The organism is Streptosporangium sp. NPDC087985, assembly GCF_044741965.1.
Classification (GTDB): domain Bacteria; phylum Actinomycetota; class Actinomycetes; order Streptosporangiales; family Streptosporangiaceae; genus Streptosporangium.
The window spans coordinates 42,352-64,103 of the sequence record NZ_JBIUTQ010000002.1; the positions used below are offsets into that span (position 1 = coordinate 42,352).

General features: G+C 69.6%; 17 protein-coding genes and 2 pseudogenes. 11 read left to right on the forward strand and 8 right to left on the reverse strand.

Annotation, left to right across the window (positions count from 1 at the left end):
• Positions 1-148: 148 nt before the first annotated feature.
• Both ACIN94_RS05380 and ACIN94_RS05385 read right to left on the reverse strand, forming a co-directional pair.
• Complete coding sequence (locus ACIN94_RS05380) at positions 149-1,399, reverse strand: NAD(P)/FAD-dependent oxidoreductase (protein ID WP_400700053.1); 1,251 nt, start codon at positions 1,397-1,399, stop codon at positions 149-151.
• 145 nt (positions 1,400-1,544) lie between these two features.
• Entirely contained in the window at positions 1,545-3,089 is a 1,545-nt protein-coding gene (locus ACIN94_RS05385; RefSeq protein WP_400700055.1) for a PucR family transcriptional regulator, read from the reverse strand.
• Positions 3,090-3,522: 433 nt separating this feature from the next.
• Between ACIN94_RS05385 and ACIN94_RS05390 the strand changes: the two genes are divergently transcribed.
• Entirely contained in the window at positions 3,523-6,000 is a 2,478-nt protein-coding gene (locus ACIN94_RS05390) for a glycoside hydrolase family 3 N-terminal domain-containing protein (protein WP_400700057.1), read from the forward strand.
• Between the two features lie 64 nt (positions 6,001-6,064).
• Here the strand turns inward: ACIN94_RS05390 and selD are convergent, their stop codons facing one another.
• Positions 6,065-7,057, reverse strand: a complete 993-nt coding sequence (selD, locus tag ACIN94_RS05395; RefSeq protein ID WP_400700059.1) for a selenide, water dikinase SelD — start codon at positions 7,055-7,057, stop codon at positions 6,065-6,067.
• Between the two features lie 502 nt (positions 7,058-7,559).
• Between selD and ACIN94_RS05400 the strand changes: the two genes are divergently transcribed.
• The 4 genes from ACIN94_RS05400 (at position 7,560) to ACIN94_RS05415 (ending at position 13,302) form a co-directional block, all read left to right on the forward strand.
• Positions 7,560-8,411, forward strand: coding sequence for an MIP/aquaporin family protein (locus ACIN94_RS05400; protein ID WP_400700061.1), 852 nt, complete (start codon positions 7,560-7,562; stop codon positions 8,409-8,411).
• A 33-nt stretch (positions 8,412-8,444) separates the two neighbouring features.
• Positions 8,445-9,962 carry a glycerol kinase GlpK gene (gene glpK, locus ACIN94_RS05405; RefSeq protein ID WP_400700063.1) on the forward strand — a complete coding sequence of 506 codons (1,518 nt, stop codon included), beginning with the start codon at positions 8,445-8,447 and terminating at the stop codon, positions 9,960-9,962.
• Positions 9,963-10,046: 84 nt separating this feature from the next.
• Entirely contained in the window at positions 10,047-11,777 is a 1,731-nt protein-coding gene (locus tag ACIN94_RS05410) for a glycerol-3-phosphate dehydrogenase/oxidase (protein ID WP_400700065.1), read from the forward strand.
• A 43-nt stretch (positions 11,778-11,820) separates the two neighbouring features.
• Positions 11,821-13,302, forward strand: a complete 1,482-nt coding sequence (locus ACIN94_RS05415) for a protein kinase (RefSeq protein WP_400700067.1) — start codon at positions 11,821-11,823, stop codon at positions 13,300-13,302.
• 68 nt (positions 13,303-13,370) lie between these two features.
• Here ACIN94_RS05415 and ACIN94_RS05420 read toward each other — a convergent pair whose 3' ends face one another.
• From ACIN94_RS05420 to mmsA, 3 genes and pseudogenes are all read right to left on the reverse strand, one after another.
• On the reverse strand, positions 13,371-13,595 hold the full coding sequence (locus ACIN94_RS05420; RefSeq protein WP_400701632.1) for a hypothetical protein: 225 nt from the start codon (positions 13,593-13,595) through the stop codon (positions 13,371-13,373).
• A 181-nt stretch (positions 13,596-13,776) separates the two neighbouring features.
• Positions 13,777-14,163: pseudogene (locus tag ACIN94_RS05425) on the reverse strand (sugar ABC transporter permease); the annotation flags it as partial.
• Positions 14,160-15,668 carry a multiple monosaccharide ABC transporter ATP-binding protein gene (gene mmsA / locus ACIN94_RS05430; RefSeq protein ID WP_400700069.1) on the reverse strand — a complete coding sequence of 503 codons (1,509 nt, stop codon included), beginning with the start codon at positions 15,666-15,668 and terminating at the stop codon, positions 14,160-14,162. The pseudogene ACIN94_RS05425 and the gene mmsA, both read right to left, overlap by 4 nt.
• 537 nt (positions 15,669-16,205) lie before the next feature.
• Between mmsA and ACIN94_RS05435 the strand changes: the two genes are divergently transcribed.
• From ACIN94_RS05435 to ACIN94_RS05460, 6 genes and pseudogenes are all read left to right on the forward strand, one after another.
• A complete protein-coding gene (locus tag ACIN94_RS05435) occupies positions 16,206-16,922 on the forward strand; it encodes a maleylpyruvate isomerase family mycothiol-dependent enzyme (protein ID WP_400700071.1) in 717 nt (238 codons plus the stop codon).
• Between the two features lie 207 nt (positions 16,923-17,129).
• Positions 17,130-18,080: a glycosyltransferase family 9 protein gene (locus ACIN94_RS05440; RefSeq protein ID WP_400700073.1), complete on the forward strand. Its 951-nt coding sequence runs from the start codon at positions 17,130-17,132 to the stop codon at positions 18,078-18,080.
• 242 nt (positions 18,081-18,322) lie between these two features.
• Positions 18,323-18,679, forward strand: a complete 357-nt coding sequence (locus ACIN94_RS05445) for a type II toxin-antitoxin system RelE/ParE family toxin (protein WP_400700075.1) — start codon at positions 18,323-18,325, stop codon at positions 18,677-18,679.
• Positions 18,676-18,975 (forward strand): helix-turn-helix domain-containing protein, encoded by a 300-nt coding sequence (locus tag ACIN94_RS05450; protein WP_400700077.1) that lies wholly within the window; start codon positions 18,676-18,678, stop codon positions 18,973-18,975. The genes ACIN94_RS05445 and ACIN94_RS05450 overlap by 4 nt, the downstream gene beginning before the upstream one ends.
• Positions 18,976-19,013: 38 nt before the next feature.
• Entirely contained in the window at positions 19,014-19,220 is a 207-nt protein-coding gene (locus ACIN94_RS05455; protein WP_400700079.1) for a hypothetical protein, read from the forward strand.
• Positions 19,217-19,441, forward strand: a pseudogene (locus ACIN94_RS05460) (type II toxin-antitoxin system VapC family toxin); the annotation flags it as partial. The gene ACIN94_RS05455 and the pseudogene ACIN94_RS05460, both read left to right, overlap by 4 nt.
• Positions 19,442-19,485: 44 nt before the next feature.
• Here ACIN94_RS05460 and ACIN94_RS05465 read toward each other — a convergent pair.
• Together ACIN94_RS05465 and ACIN94_RS05470 are read right to left on the reverse strand one after the other, a co-directional pair.
• On the reverse strand, positions 19,486-19,731 hold the full coding sequence (locus tag ACIN94_RS05465; protein WP_400701723.1) for a hypothetical protein: 246 nt from the start codon (positions 19,729-19,731) through the stop codon (positions 19,486-19,488).
• Positions 19,732-20,357: 626 nt separating this feature from the next.
• On the reverse strand, positions 20,358-21,053 hold the full coding sequence (locus tag ACIN94_RS05470) for a hypothetical protein (protein WP_400700081.1): 696 nt from the start codon (positions 21,051-21,053) through the stop codon (positions 20,358-20,360).
• Positions 21,054-21,752 lie beyond the last annotated feature (699 nt).

The following is a 21,752-nucleotide window of genomic DNA, read 5'->3' on the forward strand; positions in this document are numbered from 1 at the left end:
GTCTGCCTGGGACATGTCCAGGGAAGGACCGAGAAGGATGGAGAAGGACCGAGGAGGATGGAAAAGACTGCGGAGGCCGGTTGGCCCGGCCTCCGCTCAGTCACGAGGATGGATCTGTTCCGCCGGCGACGGGCCGGCGGAACGGGGGTCAGCGCGTCGGGTCGAAGTCGCGCAGGGCCGCGGGCTGCTTGCCGGTGACGATCTGCTCGGCGAGCATGCGCCCGGTGATCGGCCCGTGGGTGATTCCCCACATGCCGTGGCCGCCGGCGACGAACCTGCCAGGGGTGTGGGTGGCTCCGATGAGGGGCCGTCCGTCGGGGGTGACGGGACGGGGGCCGACCCAGGTGTCGGTGCGCTCCTCCCAGGAGACGCCGGTGAGCAGCGACTGGGCGGACGCGATGATCGCGTCGACACGCCGCTGGTACAGGGGGTCGTCGGGGCCACGGAACTCCATCGTTCCGGCGACGCGCAGCTTGCCCTGGTACGGCGTGCAGGCCACCCGCACGGCGGGCAGGTAGATCGGGCTGGGCACGGGTTCGTCGGTCGGCACGGTGAACGAGTAACCGCGGCCGGCGCGCACCGGCACGCGGACGCCCCACTCCTTGCCGAGGCCGTTCAGCCAGGCACCGGTGGCCAGTACGACGGCGTCGGCCCGGACGGAGTCCCCCTCGCTCGACAGGACGGTGTGCCCGTCGACGCCGGAGCGCACGTCGGTCACCCGGAAACCGGAGCGGATCGTGGCGCCGCGGGCGACGACGGCGCGAGCCAGCGACCGGGTGAACTCGCCGGGATCGATGTAGCGCTGCCCGTCCAGCCGGATTCCGGCCCTCGCGCGGGGGGAGAGCTGCGGTGCCTGCTTCCCGACGTCGTCGCCCTCGAACGCGGTGTACTTGATCTCCAGCCCCGACTGGTTGATGCGCTGGAGCTCGTGCAGGAGCCCCACGGCCTGGCGCTGGTTCTCGAACGCGGCCATGATCGGGGCTTCGACCGTGGGGGCCTCGACGCCGTTGGAGGTGAGCACGTCGAACGCTTCCAGGCACTCCTCGTTGAGCGGGAGGTTGGCCTTCACCGCACGGCCCCAGGACTTCCAGGTGCAGTTCATGGCGAACCGGGTGAGGAAGGACCACAGCCCCAGGTCAGGGGTGGTCGGCACGTGCAGCGGAGCGCTCGGGTTGAGCAGGGAGCTCAGGCCGTAGCGGAGGATGCCGGGCTCGTTCAGCGGGATGGCCAGTCCGGGGGAGAGCCAGCCGGCGTTGCCCCACGACGCGCCCGAGGCCACCCCGTCGCGGTCGACCACGGTGACGTCCACACCGCGTTCCTGCAGGAACCACGCGGTGGACAGCCCCACCACACCGGCGCCGATCACCACTGCCGTGCGCGGCCCACCGTCGATACCCATGACCATTTCTCCACTCTGAGACGTTCTGCCTGTCGCGGGCATCGCCCGCATGAAACGAGCATCGCCGCTGGAACGGGAGAACGGTCTGTGTGTGTTGGACAAGCGGGAGGGGAGGCTTTGTCCTGTCACGACAAAGGCCGGGAAATCAGGGCTGTCTGTCCTGGCCGGCGGCCAGTGCGATGATCATCGCCAGCCGTTTCTCCGGCAGTTCGAGCTGCAGGTTCGTGATCTCGGCCATCTTCCGGAGCCGGTAGCGGACGGTGTTCGGGTGGACGTCGAGGCGGCCGGCGGCGACGGCGAGATCTCCCTGCGCCTCCAGCCAGGCGCGTAACGTGGCGATGTAGCGGGTACCGTGCTCCGCGTCGTGCCGGGTCAGCTCGGCGACCGGCCCGCGGGCAGGGAGGCGCCCCGACGAGGCGGCCGCCCGCAGACGTTGCATCAGGATCTCGTCCCACGACTCGTCGTAGACGACCGCCGGGGCAGCGCCGGGCCGGGCCGCTCGCAGGGCGAGGCTCTCGTCGGCCTCCTGCCTGCTCGCGGGTAGCTGGGCGGGCTCCGCCGCTCCGCCGATGCCGGCGAACACGGTGACCTGCCGCGGCAGGACGGTCACGATCGTGGCGAGCCAGTCGCGGGCGGGTGTGACGTCGTTGTCGCAGGGCAGCAGCGTGTACAGGGTGTTGCCGAACAGTGCGCTCCGCCCCGGCCGCGACCAGCCGAAGCCCGTGGTGGCGCGTTCGAAGGCCAGCAGGACCGCGGCATGCCTCTCCTCGGCGATGTGCGCCTGGAGCGCGATCACCCGGAACCGGCCCCGGGGCAGGCCGAGTCTGCTGATCACGGCGGGTGCGTCGGTGGTGCCCTCCAGCAACCGGATCACGAGATCGGACTCCACCTGCCGTTCGAGGTCCGCGCTGACCCGGGACCGCAGCAGGTGCAGCGCCACCGCCCGCGCCCCGTCACCCAGGACGGTCCGGCGCTCGTCGGGCAGCGGCCGTTCGCACTCGACCCAGATCGATCCCAGCAGTTCGCGTCCGGCGCGGACGGCGACCACCATGCGGCCCCTGAGGCCGTGCGCCGGCGAGGGGTCGACGAACAGCGGCTCGTCGGAGGTGGCCAGGTGCGCGAAGACGCCCTTGCGTTCGAACAGCCGGCGCATGGTGTCCGGCACCCGTCTGCCCAGGATCGTCTCCAGCCGTGCCGGGTCGGCGGTCTGCTGTAGGCCTGAGTAGGCCAGGACGCGTGACATCTGGTCCTCGATCGTCACCGCGTAGCCGATCTCGGACGCGAGCGTGTCGGCGAAGGCGAACAGGTCGGTCGGCCCGCGTCCGGCCTCGGTCTCGCGGCCTTCGAGCACCAGGCCGTACACCACGCCGGAGAGCTGGCTCCAGGACACCTCCGGTTCCACGAGCAGCACGGCGATGCCGCCGTCACGGGCGTCCGCCAGGACGCTGTCGCCGAGTGGCGGGCTCCCGCGCACCAGCACCGCGGCGGCCCGCGCCGCCCGCGCCAGCCGTACGGCGTCGGCCGCCGAATCCACGCCGACCGCCAGGAACACGTCACCGACCGCCGGACGGGTCTCGGTCGGATCGTGCACCACCACACTGCGCAGTTCCACGTCCCGAGACGCCGGGGCACAGCACAGCCGGGCCCCGTAGCCACCGAGGACGTTCACCAGCCGGTCCAGCTTCAACATCTGCCGTGCCCTCTACGTGCCTTCTGCCGTGCCCGCCCGCATTGGTAACGCGCCGGCGAGCTTGTGGCGCAACCACCGTTCTAGCAGATCGGAGGTACGGCGACCCGCCGGGGTGAGGCGGCGGAGGGCCGCGGCCGGTCTCCCGGGCACAGCCGGCCGTGACCGTGGCTGTGGAAGCCGGGCTCGGAGCGGTCGCGCCCCTGGCCGATCGCCGCGCTGCGGCCGACCGGACCCGTCCGGTGTGAAATTTTCACCGGACAGGAGATGAGCCCGGGCGAGTCCGGCCTGGTGGCCCGGTGAATGTCACACCGGCAGGGTGGGGCGGGGCGGACGATCCTTTGCGCGTGGGGGATCGCCTCCTATGGTGCGGAGTGTGGGAACGGGGGCGGCCCTGACCCCCGTTCCCCGTACGTTCTCTCCGAAGGGGCCTGATGTGCGTATCTCCCCCCTGGCCGGTCGGCCGGCCCGCCGTCTCCGCGTCGGGCTCACCGCGCTGCTGCTGACGGCAGGGATGTCCGTCCCGGCGGCGGCGACGGCGGCTGCCGGGAATCCGTACCAGGACCCCGGCCTGCCGGTGGCGACCAGGGTCGCCGACCTGCTCTCCCGGATGACGCTGGATGAGAAGATCGGCCAGATGACCCAGGCGGAACGCGCCTCGGTCACCGCCTCCGACATCACCGGCTACCGGCTCGGCTCCCTGCTGTCCGGTGGCGGCTCGGCGCCCTCGCCCAACAACGCCACCTCCTGGGCGAACATGTACGACGGCTTCCAGAACGCCGCCCTCGCGACGCCGCTGGGCATCCCCGTCGTCTACGGCGTGGACGCGGTACACGGCCACAACAACGTGGCCGGTGCGACGATCTTCCCGCACAACATCGGGCTGGGCGCTACCCGGGATCCCGCCCTGGTGCAGCAGATCGGCAGGGCGGTCGCCGAGGAGGTCTCCGGGACGGGCATCGACTGGAACTTCGCCCCCTGCGTGTGCGTCGCACGCAATGACCGGTGGGGCCGCACCTACGAGTCCTTCGGCGAGCGGCCCGAGATCCCGTCCTCGATGACGACGATCATCACGGGCATGCAGGGTTCGGCCCTGAACGGGCCGGCCTCGGTAATGGCCACCGCCAAGCACTACCTCGGCGACGGCGGAACCACGGGCGGTGTCGACCAGGGCGACACGCAGCTGACCGAGAGCGAACTGCGGGCGATCCACCTGCCGCCGTTCAAGGCCGCGGTGGACCGCGGGGTGGGCTCGGTGATGGTCTCGTTCAGCAGCTGGAACGGCAGCAAGCTGCACGGGAACCAGTACCTGATCACCTCGGTGCTCAAGGGCGAGCTGGGCTTCACCGGGTTCGTCGTCTCCGACTGGAACGGCGTCGACCAGATCGACGGCGCCCCCGGACTGTCGGCCACCGACGTGCGCACCGCGATCAACGCCGGTATCGACATGGTGATGGCACCCGACGGCTGGCGGCAGTTCATCAGCCTGCTACGCACCGAGGTGCAGGGCGGCCGGGTCGCCCAGTCGCGTATCGACGACGCCGTCCGGCGCATCCTGACCAAGAAGTTCGAGCTGGGCCTCTTCGAGAGACCGCTGACCGACCGGACCTACACCTCGACCGTGGGCAGCACCGCGCATCGCGCCCTGGCCCGCCAGGCGGTGGCGGAGTCGCAGGTGGTGCTCAAGAACAGCGGGAACATCCTGCCGCTGGCCCCGGGCAACAACAAGATCTTCGTCGCGGGCAGGAGCGCCGACAACATCGGCTACCAGAGCGGCGGCTGGACGATCACCTGGCAGGGGTCGTCGGGGAACATCACCCCCGGCACCACCGTCCTGCAGGGGATCCGCAACACGGTCGGCCCCTCCACGACGGTGACCTACAGCCAGAGCGGCAGCGGCATCGACAGCTCCTACCGGGCGGCGATCGCCGTGGTGGGCGAGACCCCGTACGCCGAAGGCCAGGGAGACCGCCCGGGCGCCATGGGCCTGGACAGTACCGACCTGAACACCATCAACACGCTGCGGAACTCCGGCGTGCCGGTGATCGTGGTCCTGGTCTCCGGCCGCCCGCTGGACATCGCCTCCCAGCTCCCCGGCTGGAACGCCCTGGTGGCCTCCTGGCTGCCGGGCACCGAGGGACAGGGCGTCGCCGACGTGCTCTTCGGCGTCACCAAGCCCACCGGCAAGCTCCCGATGACCTGGATGAACAGCGCCGGCCAGCAGCCGATCAACGACGGGGACGGCAAGACCCCGCTCTTCCCCTACGGCTACGGGCTGACCTACGGGTCCTCCACGGACACCAGCCCGCCGACGACACCGGGCACGCCGGCGGTGTCGAACGTGACGTCGTCGTCGGTGAACCTGTCGTGGACGGCGTCGGCCGACAACGTCGGCGTTACGGGCTACGAGGTGGTGCGGGTGCAGGGCACGACCGAGACCACGGTGGCAACGCCGGCCACGAACGCGGCGGCCGTCACCGGCCTGTCCCCGAACACCGCCTACACGTTCGCGGTCTACGCGCGCGACGCGGCCGGCAACCGCTCGGCCCGCTCCGGCACGGTGAACGTGACCACGGCCGGTGACAGTGGGGGCGGCTGCCGGGTCACCTACACGGTCAACGACTGGGGCGGCGGCGGCTTCGGCGCCGACCTGACCATCACCAACACCGGTGCCTCGGCCGTCAACGGCTGGACGCTGGGATTCACCTTCCCCGGTAACCAGAAGGTCACCCCGCCCGGCTGGTCGGCCGTCTGGTCGCAGTCGGGCGCCCGCGTCACCGCGACGAACCTGTCGTGGAACGCCACCATCGCGCCCAACACCTCCACCGGCATCGGGTTCAACGGCACCTACAGCGGGGGCAACCCCAGGCCGGCCGCGTTCACCCTGAACGGCGCGCCCTGCACGGTGGGCTGAGCCGGGCACGCCCTGGCCGGTCGTCGTCTCGGCGGTGTGACGATCCGGCCGGGGCGGGAACATCTCAGCGCAGGACGAGCACGCTCCCGGCACGGGGGACGAGCTCGCCGATCACCGGGGCGCCGGGGATCTCCCCGGCGACGAGCAGGCCGCCCGAGGTCTGCGCGTCGGCGAGCAGCAGGCGGGTCTCCTCGCCGGCCCGGCCGAAGTCGGTGTGCGGCGCGACCCACTCCAGGTTCCGGCGCGACCCGCCGGGGACGTAGCCGTCGCGCACGGCCTCCCGCGCCCCCGCCAGGTACGGCACGGCCGCCGTGTCGACGACCGCCGTCACCCCGGAGGCCCGGGCCAGCTTGTAGAGGTGGCCGAGCAGCCCGAAGCCGGTCACGTCGGTGGCGCACGCGAGGCCCGCCTCGACGGCGGCCTGCCCGGCGGCGGCGTTCAGCGCGGTCATCGTCGCGACCGCCTCGGGGAAGCTCTCCCCGGTCGCCTTGTGCCGGTTGTTGAGCACGCCGAGACCGAGCGGCTTGGACAGGCTGAGCGGCAGGCCGGGGCGGCCGGCGTCGTTGCGGAGCAGCCGGGCGGGGTCGGCGACGCCGGTCACCGCCAGGCCGTACTTGGGCTCGGGGTCGGTGATGCTGTGCCCCCCGGCGAGGTGGCAGCCCGCCTCGGCGGCGACGACCGCGCCGCCGCGGAGCACCTCGCGGGCGAGGTCGTAGGGGAGGGTGCCGGTGGGCCAGCAGAGCAGGTTGAGCGCGACCAGCGGCCGCCCGCCCATCGCGTAGACGTCGGAGAGCGCGTTGGCGGCGGCGATCCTGCCCCAGTCGAAGGGGTCGTCGACGACGGGGGTGAAGAAGTCGACGGTGCTCACGACGGCCACGCCGTCCCGGATGCGGACCACGGCGGCGTCGTCCCCGGTCTCCAGGCCGACGAGCAGCTCGCCGGGGGCGTCGCGGGGCGGCGCGACACCGAGCCCGGCGAGCGTCTGCTCCAGCTCGCCAGCCGGAATCTTGCACGCGCATCCGCCGCCCTGGGCGTACTGCGTCAGTCGTCGCTCCATCGGTTCCCCACGGTGAAGAGTCGGTAGATTCAGATGAGTTCAGTGTCCGCGACGCCGGTGGTCCAGCCGCGACAGATCGTCCTTAGTATTGGTCCACCCGTTATGATCGTCAAGGGCATTTAAAGGCTGGAATTCAGATATGTTTGGAAATATAGTCCCCTTGGGAGTTTTTTATTAACACCGCGTGTAATGAGACCGCGCGATGGGGATCTGCTGCCGTCCCCGCTGGTCGCCCCGGCCCCGATGGGCGCGCCGGTGTCTTTCTTTGGGTAGTCCATGTCATCTGTTGGCGATCGAATACGTGTCATCAGTGACATATGCGGAGATCTCAGTAACGATCGGAAAATGCTGTCTGGTATTCGACGGCTCGGCGATCGCCGGGCGGGAGAAAGGTCACGTGACGCGCGGGGGCCTGGAGCCGGTGGCCCGCCCGTGAGCGGTCCTCGCCCCAGGGCGGTCCACGGAAAGGACGAGCCATATAGCTTCCAGAAGAGGGGCCTACATGGCGAACCTCAAAAAGCCTCCCGAGATCGTCGCTGAGCTGGCCGCCGAGTTCGCAGGCACGTTGATCATGATCCTGCTCGGCCTGGGAGTCGGGGCACAGGTCATCGCCGTCGGCATCGGCGGCCACGACAGCATCGCGTGGGCCTGGGGACTGGCTCTCACCCTCGGCATCTACACCGCGGGCCGGACCAGCGGCGCGCACCTCAACCCGGCGGTCACGGTGGCCCTCGCGGCCTTCAGAGGCTTCTCCTGGCGCAAGGTGCTGCCCTACTCCCTCGCGCAGGTCGCCGCCGCGTCCGTGGCCGCCCTGATCGTGCGGTGGAACTACTCCGAAGTGCTCGCCAGCGTCGACCCCGGCCGCACGGTCAAGACCCAGCTGGTCTTCTCCACGCTGCCGGGCAACGGGTTCCTGCCCGTCGGAACCTGGGGCGCGTTCCGCGACCAGATCATCGGCACCGCGATCCTGCTGTTCCTCATCCTGGCCGTCACGGACCTGAGCAACACCGCACCCGCGGCCAACCTCGCCCCTTTCGTCATCGGCCTCATCCTCGTGGCGCTCGGCATGGGCTGGGGCACCGACGCTGGCTATGCCATCAACCCGGCCCGCGACTTCGGACCCCGTCTCGTCTCGTTCCTCACCGGCTACCGGACGGCCTGGCGTGACCAGTACGGTCAGCTCTACTTCTGGGTGCCGATCGTGGGGCCACTGATCGGCGGGGTGCTGGGTGCCGCCCTCTACCGGCTGCTCATCGGCAGATTCCTACCGGACCTGGAGGAGGTCGAACCCGGCCTTCTCCCCACCGAGACCGAGCCCGAGACCGAACCCGAGCCCGAACCCGGATCCGACTGAACCGCCGGCACGGCACAGAGGAGACGACATCTCATGGCTGACTTCGTCGGAGCCATCGACCAGGGAACGACCAGCACCCGCTTCATGGTCTTCGATCACGGGGGCAACGAGATCGCCCGCCACCAGCTCGAACACGAGCAGATCCTGCCCCGGGCCGGCTGGGTCGAGCACAATCCGCTGGAGATCTGGGAGCGCGCACGCGCGGTGATCCAGACCACGCTGACCAGGGCCAACCTGTCCGCGTCCGACCTCGTCGCGCTCGGCGTCACCAACCAGCGCGAGACCACGGTGGTGTGGAACCGGATCACCGGCCGCCCCTACTACAACGCCATCGTCTGGCAGGACACCCGGACCGACCGCATCGCCGCGGCGCTGGACCGCGACGGCAGGGGCGACGTCATCCGCCACCGGGCGGGCCTGCCCCCGGCCACCTACTTCTCGGCCGGCAAGATCCAGTGGATCCTGGAGAACGTCGACGGGGTGCGGAAGGCGGCCGAGGCCGGGGAGGCGATCTTCGGCACCATCGACACGTGGCTGCTGTGGAACCTCACCGGCGGGACCGACGGCGGCGTGCACGTCACCGACCCCACCAACGCCAGCCGGACGATGCTGATGGATCTGGAGACGCTGGACTGGGACGACGAACTGCTGTCGTTCTTCGGCGTTCCCCGGCGGATGCTGCCGCGGATCCGGCCGTCGTCCTGCCCCGATCTCTACGGGGTGACCCGGGGCTACGGCCCGCTGAGGGGTGAGGTGCCCCTGTCGGGCGATCTGGGTGACCAGCAGGCGGCCACCGTCGGGCAGGTCTGCTTCGAGGCCGGGGAGGCCAAGAACACCTACGGCACCGGCAACTTCCTGCTGCTGAACACCGGCACCGAGCCGGTGCGGTCGAAGAACGGCCTGCTGACCACCGTGTGCTACCAGTTCGGCGCCGACCGGCCGGTGTACGCGCTGGAGGGTTCGATCGCGGTGACCGGCTCGGCCGTGCAGTGGCTGCGCGACCAGCTCGGCATCATCTCCGGTGCGGCGGAGAGCGAGGCGCTCGCCCGCCAGGTGAAGGACAACGGGGGCGTCTACTTCGTGCCCGCCTTCTCCGGCCTGTTCGCCCCGTACTGGCGTTCCGACGCCCGGGGGGCCATCGTCGGCCTGTCGCGCTTCAACACCAACGCCCATATCGCGCGGGCCACGCTGGAGGCGATCTGCTACCAGAGCCGGGACGTGGTGGAGGCGATGCGGCAGGACTCCGGCGTCATCCTCGACGTGCTCCGCGTGGACGGCGGGGTGACGGCGAACCGGCTGTGCATGCAGCTCCAGGCCGACATCCTCGGGGTGCCGGTGTCCAAGCCGGTCGTGGCCGAGACCACCGCGCTGGGCGCCGCCTACGCCGCCGGGCTGGCACTCGGCTTCTGGCGGTCGACCGACGAGCTCAGGCAGAACTGGAACGAGGCCGAGCGCTGGCAGCCGGAGTGGTCCGACGAGCAGCGCGCGGACGGGTACGCCGGCTGGAAGAAGGCCATCGACCGCACGCTCAACTGGGTCGACGTTGGCTGACCGGCCGCCGGTCCGGCGCCGCGGCCGGGCCCCGCCTCCCCCCCCGGAGACCACGCTCGCCACCGAACGAGAGGGAGTCATACCGTGAAAACTGCAGCACTGGGACCGCGATACCGGGTGACGGCGCTCCGGGAGATGAGCGAGAACGGATACGACGTTCTGGTCATCGGCGGGGGGATCGTCGGCGCGGGAGCCGCACTCGACGCGGCGTCACGCGGCCTCTCGGTCGCACTCGTCGAGGCCCGTGACTGGGCGTCCGGCAGTTCGAGCCGGTCCAGCAAACTGATCCACGGCGGGCTGCGCTATCTCGAACAGCTGGACTTCCGGCTCGTGCGGGAGGCGCTCAAGGAGCGCCGTCTGCTGCTGACCCGCCTGGCCCCCCATCTCGTCCACCCCGTTCCGTTCCTCTTCCCGCTCACGCACCGGATCTGGGAGCGGCTCTACATCGGCGCGGGCATGACCCTGTACGACGTCATGGGGGGCCTGCGGTCCGTCGTCCCCCGCCACAGGTATCTGAACCATCGCCGCGCCCTGGAGGAGGCTCCCGGTCTGCGCCCCGACGCGCTCGTCGGAGCCCTGCAGTACTTCGACGGGCGGACCGACGACGCGCGGATGACCCTGGCGGTCGTGCGGACGGCCGCGGAGTACGGCGCCACCGTCGTCAACAGGGCGCGCGCGGTCGAGCTGCTCCGCGACGGGCCGCGCGTCACCGGGGCGCGCGTACTGGACCTGGAGAGCGGTCAGGAGATGACCGTGCGGGCGCGCCAGGTGATCAGTGCCACCGGAGTGTGGACCGATCAGATCCTGGCGATGGCTGGCGCCGAGGGACCGCCCATCATGAAGCCGTCGAAGGGTGTCCACATCGTCGTGCCGCGTGAGGCGATCAGCCTCCGCACCGCCATGATCCTCCGGACCGAGGAGAGCGTGCTCTTCGTGATCCCGTGGGGGCAGTACTGGGTCATCGGGACCACGGACACGCGGTGGAGCCTCGACAACGACCACCCCGTGGCGAGCCGTGCCGACATCGACTACCTGCTCGACCACATCAACACGGTGCTGCTCCGGCCGCTGACCCACGACGACATCGAAGGCGTGTACGCGGGGCTCCGTCCCCTGCTCACCGGTAGCGCGGCGACCACCGCGAAGCTCTCACGCGAGCATCTGGTCGCGGCTCCCGTCCCGGGTCTCGTGATCATCGCCGGCGGCAAGTACACCACCTACCGCGTGATGGCCAAGGACGCCGTCGACATGGCGGTGCGGGAGCTCGGCGACGCCGTACCGGAGTCCGTCACCGAGCGGGTGCCGCTCTTCGGCGCGGCCGGGTACGAGGCACGGTGGAACGGCCGGCGCCGTCTCGCCGAGCGCTTCGGCCTGAGCGTCCTCACCGTGGAACGGCTCCTGCGCCGCTACGGGTCGGAGATCGGGGAGGTGCTGGACCTGGTCGCCGCCGACCCCGCGCTGGGACAGCCGCTCCACGGAGGCCCGGGCTACCTGCGGGTCGAGGCCGTCTACGCCGCCTCGCACGAGCAGGCGCTGCACGTGGAGGACGTGCTGACCCGCCGTACCCACATCTCCATCGAGGAGCGGGACCGAGGTCTCGCCGCCGCGTCCGAGGTGGCCGCTCTCATCGCCCCGGTTCTCGGCTGGGACGACGGCAGGCGACGGCGTGAGACGGAGAACTACCGGCTGCACGTCGAGGCGGAGCTCGCCGCGGAGAGGAGACCGGACGACGCCACGGCGGAAGTGGTCCTGCACAGTGTGCCGGAACTGTCCGCCTCCGCGATCAGTGAACGGGACACCGGCATACACCCGTAAGGTGGGGTCCCAATTGCCGGGCTCGGGATCTATGGCGGGAATCGTGGGTGATTGGGAACGGACACCGGTCGTGCTGGCTGACCGGTACCGGCTGGAAGAGCTGATCGGCCGGGGCGGCACGGGGGAGGTGTGGCGGGGGTACGACCCGCAGCCGGGCTGGCCGGTAGCGGTCAAGATCCTGTCGCCGGAGGTGACGGACATCTCGATGCGCGAGCGGTTCGCCCGGGAGGCGCGGACCGCCGCGCGGGTCGTCCACCTCAACGTGGTGACGGTGTTCGACGTGGGCGAGCACGAGGGCCGGCCGTTCCTGGTGATGGAGCTGCTGACCGGCCGCGACCTCGCCACCGAGCTGGCCGAGAACGGGCCGCTGAGCATCTCCGCGACGTGCCGCCTGGCAGGACAGGCCGCGGCCGGCCTGGACGCCGCGCACCGGGCCGGGGTCGTGCACCGCGACGTCAAGCCGGCCAACCTGCACCAGAGCGCGGACGGCGTGCTCAAGGTGGTCGACTTCGGGACGGCCCGGGTCGCGACCGAGGCCGCGATGCGGATGACCTCCGTTGGAACCGTCATCGGCACGGCCGCCTACCTGTCGCCCGAGCAGATCCTCGGCGAGCCGGGTGACGCGGCCTCCGACCTGTACGCGCTTGGCTGCGTCTGTTACGAGCTGCTGTGCGGGCGCCCCCCGTTCGTCGGCCCGGCGCCGCAACTGATCTCCCAGCACGTTCAGGACCTCCCGGATCCGCCGAGCCGATACCGCCCGGATATCCCGGGGGAGCTGGAGAGGCTGGTGCTGGCCCTGCTGGAGAAGGACCCCGCCGCGCGGCCCGCCAGTGGCGAGACCGTCCGACAGGCGCTGGCGGAGGTCGCCCGCCAGGTGGCGGCGCCCCCCCGGGACACCGCGGTGCTCCATCCACAGGCGTCCGTCTGGGCGACGCAGACACGGGCGACGCAGACACGGGCGACGCAGGCGCGGACGACGGGGCCCACACCGGTCCGCCTGCCGCGGCGCAACGCCGGGATCGCGCTGGGCGCGGCCGGCGCGGTCGGCGTGATCCTGGTGGCGGCCCTGTTGACCTCGGCCCCCTCGGACCCGGCGGGGCAGGCGGTCGCCGAGATCCCGTCCGCCACGCCGTCGCCCACCGCTCCGCAGAGCGTGCCGGCGGCCCCGTCTCCGACCCCCGTCCAGACCGCGACGCCGCGCTCGAACCCGGGAGGATGGCGGGCGTACCTGCTGGCCTTCAGCCAGGCCGTCAGTGACCAGGAGCGCCAGGGCGGCATCGACTCCAAACTGGCACGCAAGACCCGCGAGAAGATCGAAAAAGTCACCAAGAAGATCCAGGAAGGCAAGGGGAAGAGCGCCCACGACGAGCTGCGCAAGCTCGGCCGCGACCTGGTCAAGGCACGGGACAAGGGCGAGCTCGCCTCCGCGGGGCCGCTCATCACCTTCCTGCGCGGCCCCGGGCTCAGCCTCGTGCAGGGCTCGGGCGGTCAGCCCCGGTCCGACGATGACGACCAGGACGACTAGAACGCGTCCTCGGGAAAGGGGACACGAGTCCTCGCCGTCCCCTGGCCGCCGGGGTGCGCCCGGGCTGGTCAGCGTGTCGAGCCGCTCCGGCGTTTCGCCCACACGTCGAAGGCCACGGCGGCGAGCAGTACCAGGCCCTTGAAGAGCATCACCCGTTCGCTCGGCGCGCCGATGAGGGACATGCCGTTGTTGATCACGGCCATGATGAGACCGCCGGTGATGGCACCGACCACCTTGCCGACGCCGCCCTGGACAGCCGCACCGCCGATGAACGCGGCCGCGATGGCGTCCAGCTCGAAGCCGTTGCCCGACGAGCAGCGTGAACAGGTCCGCGCCGTCGAGCGGGCCGAGGCCGATGTTGCCGAGGTAGGAGGGGGTGAAGCCGTTGGACAGCGTGCGCACCTCGTCGGGGAAGGGACCGATGCCCTGGTTGCCGAGCACGGTCAGCGTCAGTGCCCTGAAGACCAGCATCCCGGCCAGGGTCACGATGAACGCCGGTATGCCGAAGTAGGCGACCCAGTAGCCCTGCCAGGCCCCGATCAGCGCGCCGGCGACGAGCGTGATGAGGATCGCCAGCGGCCAGGCGATGTCCATGTCGACCATCAGCACCGCGGAGATCGCCCCGGTGAGGCCCACCGCCGATCCCACCGACAGGTCGATGTGGCCGGCGATGATGATCAGGATCATGCCGATCGCCAGGATCAGGACGTAGGAGTTCTGCACGATGATGTTCGAGATGTTCTGCGGTTTGAGCAGCTCACCGTCTGTCACAATGGAGAACAGGACGATGATCAGCGCGAACGCGATGTAGATGCCGCTCTGCCGCAGGTTGACGGAGAACCGGCCTCCCGGCGCTTTCATGTGTTCTCCTTGGTCATCAACTGCATGAGCCGTTCCGGGGTGGCGTCCGCCCGCGAGACCTCACCGGTGACGCGCCCGGCAGACAGGGCGTAGATGCGGTCGCAGACGCCGAGCAGCTCGGGCAGCTCCGAGGAGATGACCAGGATGGCTCTGCCCTGGTCGGCGAGCTCGTTGATGATGGAGTAGATCTCGTACTTGGCGCCCACGTCGATGCCCCGGGTGGGCTCGTCGAGGATCAGCACGTCGGCGTCAGTGAAGATCCACTTCGACAGCACCACCTTCTGCTGGTTGCCGCCGCTGAGCTTGCCGGTGACCGACAGGACGCTGGGGGCCTTGATGTTCATGCTGTCGCGGAAGCCGTCGGCGACCCGGTACTCCTCGTTGTCGTCGACCCAGCCCCGCCTGGCCAGCTTCCCCAGCGCGGCGGCCGAGATGTTGCGCTTGATGTCCTCGATCAGGTTGAGCCCGTACCGTTTGCGGTCCTCGGTGGCGTAGGCGAGCCCGTGCCCGATCGCCTCGGCGACCGAGCGGAGCTGGATCTCCCGCCCGTTCTTGTAGACGCGGCCGGAGATGCCGACCCCGTAGCTGCGGCCGAACACGCTCATCGCCAGCTCGGTACGGCCGGCGCCCATGAGACCGGCCAGGCCGACGATCTCGCCGCGGCGCAGCGTCAGGCAGGCGTTGGACACGACGACGCGGCCGTGCCGGCTGGGGCTGTCCACGGTCCAGTCCTCAATCCGCAGCACCTCCTCGCCGATCCGCGGCTCGTGCGGCGGGAAGCGGTGTCCGAGGTCACGGCCGACCATGCCCGCGATGATCCGGTCCTCGCTGACCCCGTCGCCCTTCATGTCCAGGGTCTCGATCGTCCGCCCGTCCCGCAGGATCGTGGTGGAGTCGGCGACGGCCTCGATCTCGTTCAGCTTGTGCGAGATGATCACTGAGGTGATGCCCTCGTCGCGCAGTCCGCGCAGCAGGTCGAGCAGGTGCGCCGAGTCCTCGTCGTTGAGCGCCGCGGTGGGCTCGTCGAGGATCAGCAGCCGGACCCGCTTGGACAGCGCCTTGGCGATCTCGACCAGCTGCTGCTTGCCCACCCCGATGTCCATCGCGAGCGTCACCGGGTTCTCGCGGAGCCCGACCCGGTCGAGCAGCTCGGCGGCCTCGGCGTTCGTACGGTTCCAGTCGATCAGGCCGCGGCTCGCCCGCTCGTTGCCGAGAAAGATGTTCTCGGCGATCGACAGGTAGGGGATGAGCGCGAGCTCCTGATGGATGATCACGATGCCGCGCCGCTCGCTGTCCCTGATGTCGGCGAACCGGCACGGCTCGCCGTCGAAGGAGATCTCCCCCTCGTAGGAGCCGTGGGGGTGGACGCCGGACAGCACTTTCATCAGGGTCGACTTGCCGGCGCCGTTCTCCCCGCAGATCGCGTGTATCTCACCTCTCCGTACCGCCAGGTTGACGTCCTGCAGGGCCGTGACGCCCGGGAACGTCTTGGTTATCCCGCGCATCCGAAGTGTCGCCGGTCTTGGTGGTCGAACCGCAGGCGGTCACTCCCATGACGAGAGCCACGCCCACCGCTACGGTGGCCGACTTCGCGAACCTCATATTGTCTCCTTCGGATGGCGTGGTACGCGGACGCACGCGTCTGGGGCGTGGTCTCCCGATGTGCTCACGGTTCGGTTCCGTCCCTGGGGGCGGGTGGCGGGCGTGGAGGGGGTGATGCCGGAGAGGGTCGACGGCTGGGGGACATCGCCGAGCGGGCGGATGAGGTGAGCGGTGCCGGTGACGTCCCCGCACGCACCGATCCATCCGGTAGCCGCTTACGCGGTCCACCCGATGGTGTTAACGCTCACATCAACCGCTGCGGATCGTGCGACGGTCCGATTTGGCTGTGTGACGAGCTATCAAATGCCCGCGTCGGCCGACTGTCAAGCCCCTCGCAATCACCGCTGGTGAGGCCCGTTCCACCCGCCCCGCGACGCGCCCCCGGCCGTGTGGCCGGTCCCCGGGGGGCATGACCCGGTCCCCTGGGTAACTCCTGAGGTATGACTTCATCATCGAAGGATCCGCTGGCGGATCTCGACCCTTTCGACATCTTCGACACCGAGGCGGCCCGCCTGGACCGTCACTTCTCCCGGCTCGACGACGAGGGCTGGAACCGCCCCTCCAGGTGCGCCGGCTGGTCGGTGCGGGACGTCCTGGGACACCTGGCGGGGGAGGAGCTGTACAACCACGCCTGCCTGGACGGCGACCTCGAGGGTTTCTCCGCGACGCTCCGGCGCGAGGGCGTCGCCGACGGTTTCAACGGCTTCAACGACTGGTGCGTACGGCGCCGCCGCGACGTGCCCGTCCAGGAGGTGCTCCAGGAGTGGCGGCGCGCGAACGGGGAGACGCGTGAGCGCATGCGCGCGCTCGGCCGCGACGCGGAGCTGCAGACCATGGCCGGGCCGTACCCGGTGGGCCTGCAGACCTTCCACTACGGCTCGGAGTACGCCACCCACGCTGACGACGTGGGAGCTCCCGTGCCGGACGCCGAGGCCGACGAGCGGGCCTGGTGGCGGGCCGAGGTGGCGGCGTTCGTGCTGGAGGAGCAGGGCTCCGCGGTGCAGGTCGAGAGGACCGCCGAGCAGATCTGGGTGCACGCGTTCGGCGCGAGCGAGCAGATGCCCGTCTCCACGTTCGTCGAGGCGACGGTCGGCCGGCTGCCGGACGACACCCCGCTCGACCGCAGGCTGAGGGTCGTGCTGCGCTGCCTGGCCTGAGGGCCGTTGGACAAACCACTCGAAAAACTACAGAGAGTGATATGTAGTTATATTTAGATCTCTTACCGGGAATTTCCCCTTCCTCTCGTTTTATGAGCCGCTGCGTTCGGTAGTTAACCAGTTACACACGAGAGGCGAGTCCATGAGATTTCTCGGGATGAACGCGATCTTCCATGACCCGGCGGCGGTGCTCGTGATGGACCTGTCATGACCTCCGGCGGGCGGACGGCCGGAGAGGCGCCGGTCATGATGGTGCTGCGCGGGCGCGGCCTCGGTGGCCTGCTCGCGGCGGTCCCCGCCCTGCGCGCCCTGCGGCGGGCCCATCCCGACCACCGGATCGTGCTGGCCGCGCCGGCCTCGCTGTCCGATCTGGTGCCGCTGATCGGCGCGGTGGACGAGCTGCTCGACGTGCCGGGACCGGGGCCGATCCCGCTGGGTCCGCGCCCCGACATCGCGGTCAACCTGTACGGCGGGGGCCCGTGGAGCCTCGGCGCGCTGCGCCGCACCGGCCCGGGACTGCTGCTCACCCACGCGCATCCCGGCTTCCCGGACGTGCGGGGGCCGTCGTGGCGGGGCGGGGCGCACGTGGTCCAGCGCTGGTGCGACCTTCTCGGCTGGTACGGCATCGCGGCCGACCCGGCCGACCTAGGGCTGAAGATTCCCCTGTCCGGGCGGCCCGCGCCGATCGTCGTCCACCCCGGAGCGGCCGACCGGGCCAGGCGCTGGCCACCGGAGCGGTTCGCACTGCTGGCCGTCGCGCTGCGGCAGGCCGGTCACGAGGTGGCGATCACGGGGAGTGCGGAGGAGCGGGCGCTCGCCGAGCGGGTGGCCTCCCTTGCCTGCCTGCCGGAGGCGTGCGTGCTCGCCGGGCGCACCGGTCTGCGCGAGCTGGCCGCACTGGTCGCGCGGGCCCGGCTGGTCATCTGCGGCGACACTGGAGTGGCCCACCTCGCCACCGCGTTCGCCACCCCTTCCGTGGTGCTGTTCGGGCCCGTCTCGCCGGCTCTGCGGGGACCGTCCCACGGGCCGCACGTGACCCTGTGGGCCGGGCGGTCCGGCGACCCCCGGGGGAGTTCGCCCGATGAGGGCCTGCTGGAGATCGGCGTCCTGGAGGTCCTCGGCGCCGCCGTCGATCTGCTGGAGCTGAACGTCCGATGAACACGCGGCGGGTGAATGACCGCAGGCACGGTGTCTGTGGGCATCAACGTCAAGCTGGGTGACCCATCTGAGTGGTCCTGTCCGACGGGGCTGACGACCTCGGAGTAGCGCTCGCACATTCCGTTCCCACGGACGCGCCCACCTGTGGGATGAGCCTCGCCGTGAGTGAGTGGAATACGGTCGCTCAACGTGTTCAGATGAATGTCAGATGTGATACGGCTTCAGCTCATAGCATCAACGCTATGAGCTGGGGTATCGTAGAGCTGGAACCAGAGGTCCGGCAGTGGCTTGAAGATCTGCCTGCGGCGTCGTTCGCGAGGGTGGCCTTCTATGTCGATCTGCTCGGGGCGGAGGGCCCTCTGCTGGGGGAGCCCTACACCAAGCAGCTCGACGGCAAGCTGCGTGAGCTCCGGTTCCACCTCGACGAGTTCGCCATGCGCATCACCTATTGGATCGCACCTGGGCGTCGGATCGTGCTCTTGACGGTGTTCCACAAGACGCGGACGCGCGATGATCGGGAGATCGAGCGGGCTCGGCGGGCCATGCGTCGCTGTGTCGAGTTGGCGCACACCGTCGACGAGGAAGAAGAAGCGGTATGAGCGAGCGGGAGAGTTGGCGGGAGATCCGAGAGCGCCGGATGACCGAGCCTGGCGCAGCCGAGGCCTATGAAGCCGCACGCCTTGCCTACGAGCTGGGCAAGACGGTCCGGGCGATGCGTGAGGGGCGGGGTTGGAGTCAGAACGACTTGGCCCGTGAGGCCGGCATGACACAGTCGGCGGTGGCGCGATTCGAAGCGGGCGGGACCATTCCCACGTTGCCGGTGCTGGAACGCCTGGCACGGGCTCTGGACGCGGATGTCGAGGTTCGTCTGACGCCGCGGGCTCCGGCTGCTTGAAGCCCGTGCGCTGGGTCATGTCTGGTTACACTCGGTGTATGAGCGTGATGCGCGAAGAGCTGCACCACCTGGTGGACCGCCTGCCCGAGGAGAAGGTGGCGCCTCTGCTCCGTCTTGTGCGAGACCAGCTCGGCGAACAGCCCATCATTCGTGATCTGCCGTTCATCGGGATGCTGGAGGCTGAGCCGGATTTCGCGGAACGCTCTGAAGAGATCTTGCGCTCGGAGGGCAATCACTCTTTGTGATCGTCGTTGATTCAGGGCCCTTGGTCGCTGCGGTCAACATCCGGGACAAGTACCACGAATCCTGCGCCAAGCTCCTACGGAGCCAGCCGGGCCCGCTTCTCGTTCCCGCGACGGTCGTCACGGAAGTCTGCCAGCTCATCGAGAAACGGCAGGGAAGCAAGGCGGAGGCGGCGTTTCTGAGCTCTTTCCGGTCTGGGCTGACTCTGATCGATGTCACCAACGAGGATCAGGAGGGCAGCCTCAGGAGAGCGTTCTCCTGTCCGGCTCAGCCCGTGAGCATGCGGATGATGGGAGCTCCGAGCGCCCCCAGCCAGCCCGCCAGAGCCATCAGTGGCCCGCGCAAGGACTCTCCCGCCGCGGCGATCGCCCCCGCCGAGTTCAGGGCCTCGGCCAGCCGGGTCAGGCGGGTGGCGATGCTCTGGCGATCGGGTCGCGCGCGGTCCGGTTCGGTCTTTACGGCCTCTGCCTCGGCCGCCTCGGACGGCAGGCCGAGAGCCTGGAGCCGCGTCACCAGCGACGCGGCCCACTCACTGGGCTCTCCCGCCGCGAGGAACGTGCCCTGCTGGCCGCCCGTCTGGCTCAGCGCGGCGTGAAGGGAACTGAGATGAGGGTCGTCAAGTCGTAGATCGGCGGCGTGCCCTCGGCCGAGCGACCAACGTCCGGACCCACGGGAAGCACCGTCCCCGCAAGCTGTGACGGGTGGATGACGATTAACCGGGGATCATCTGATGACATCGCCACGCCGTCTCCTCTGGCACCCGCGGTGCTGTCCATGGTGCGCTGTCAGGACCCACTCCGCCAGTCTTTTCAGACTCGCTTTCGTGATGAGTCCGGCTTAGTTTGGCGTTACCGGAGAAAGGGTTCTTCGAAAAGAGGAGGGCCAGCTTGCCGTAATTTACCTCGACGACGAATCGGGGAACGATTTCGTGATCCTGTGAGGAGGCCGATCTGCGGGTTTTTGGTTCCTCGGGTGGTGCCCGCACAGGCCTGCCGACGTCCGGCCATGCCCTGTCATGAGGGACCGAAATGGCAAACGCCGGTGTTCGCTTCACGAAACACGGCCGATCTCCGGTGGCCGCCTACCTCTCCCACCCGGGCAGGTGGGCCGGGTGGTCAGCCAGAGCGGAGGCTGACCCCTCAGCGGCCCAGTAACTCGGCAACCCGCATGAGCGGAGTCACCAGCGTTGCGATCTGGTCCGGGTCTTTGATCCAGCCGGGCTGCCAGGCCAGGAGGTCCGGGCCGGCCAGGCTCCACGCCGGTATCCGGCCGGCGAGATGCTCGGCGATCAATGCTGGGCTGAGCAGGGCCCGGGCCAGCGCTGGGTTCCTGGTGTCCACCCGGAACTGCTGGTCGAAGACATTGTGGCCGGTAGAGGCAGCGTTGTTGCCGAACACCGTCCGGCCCAGCCGCGATAACGCACCCCGGGGCACGACTGTGATCGGCGGATACTGCGCGTCGAGTCGCACCGCAGTGACGATGTAGCGGTGCGTCATTGTGCTGCTCGACCCGTCGGAGTTGCTCGAACGCGTCTCGTATGAATACTCGGCCACGCCGACGAGCCGGCCGGAGACCACACCGGATACCAGTAGGGAGACGCCGCGACGGTTCCTCCCTGGCAGCCGCGCCGCCCAGTCGCTGGGCCCCGGCCGCTTTGCGGCGCCGTGGCCTATGCCCCAGTCGCCGGTCGGCCGCTGCGTGACGGTCCAGCCGTGGCCCGCGGCCCATTGCCGGATCCGTTCCTGGCGCTTCCGCTCGGCTCGCGCGCCCACGACAATCAGCGTGACGATCAGCGTAATTAGGGCGACGCCGCCGAGCGCGGCTAACACCTCCATTCCGCGAGCCTAGGGCATCCGGCGGTTAGGTGTCCTGTCTCGGATAAGTTCGACCCATGGAACTCTGCCTAACCTGCTCGGGCCTGTCGGTTAGACGGCACAGGGTTCCATAATTCAGACCGGCGCGAGGCCGTTCTACAAGCAAATAGCTTTGGGGAATCCTTGTTCTCTTCGGCTCCATGCGAATCCGGTGGAGGAGGCGATCTCAGAGATCAGCAGAGAGCGGCTTGAGCAGGTCTTCCCGGGCGACTGGGTCTCTCGCCTTCGAACGTCCCTTAGCGGCTGACTGCGGTTCCCGCGTACGCGGGCCTCGTTGCTGTACCGGTTGCTGTACGGGCAACAAAAAGGCCCTCCCGGGTGGTCCGAGAGGGCCTCTTTAGTGGAGCCGCCTAAGGGAATCGAACCCTTGACCCCTTCATTACGAGTGAGAACACAATTGTCCAGGGTCGTCCACTTGGGGTGACGATCCCCTGCTCAAGGCCCATCCTGGGGTGAGACACCGTCCACTTACGTCCATGATCGTCCAGGGCCGTTGTTAGCACTTCCGTTAGCAAGGGAGGACCTTAGCCATCATGCTCAGAGGCAAGCTGACCGGGCGGGACGTGACCACCCGACCGTCATTAGCACCGGAAGCAGCGCGGCAGCCTTGTTGCATGCCCGGCCCGACCTGGCCGCAGGGCATGACCGGTTAGGCCGTGA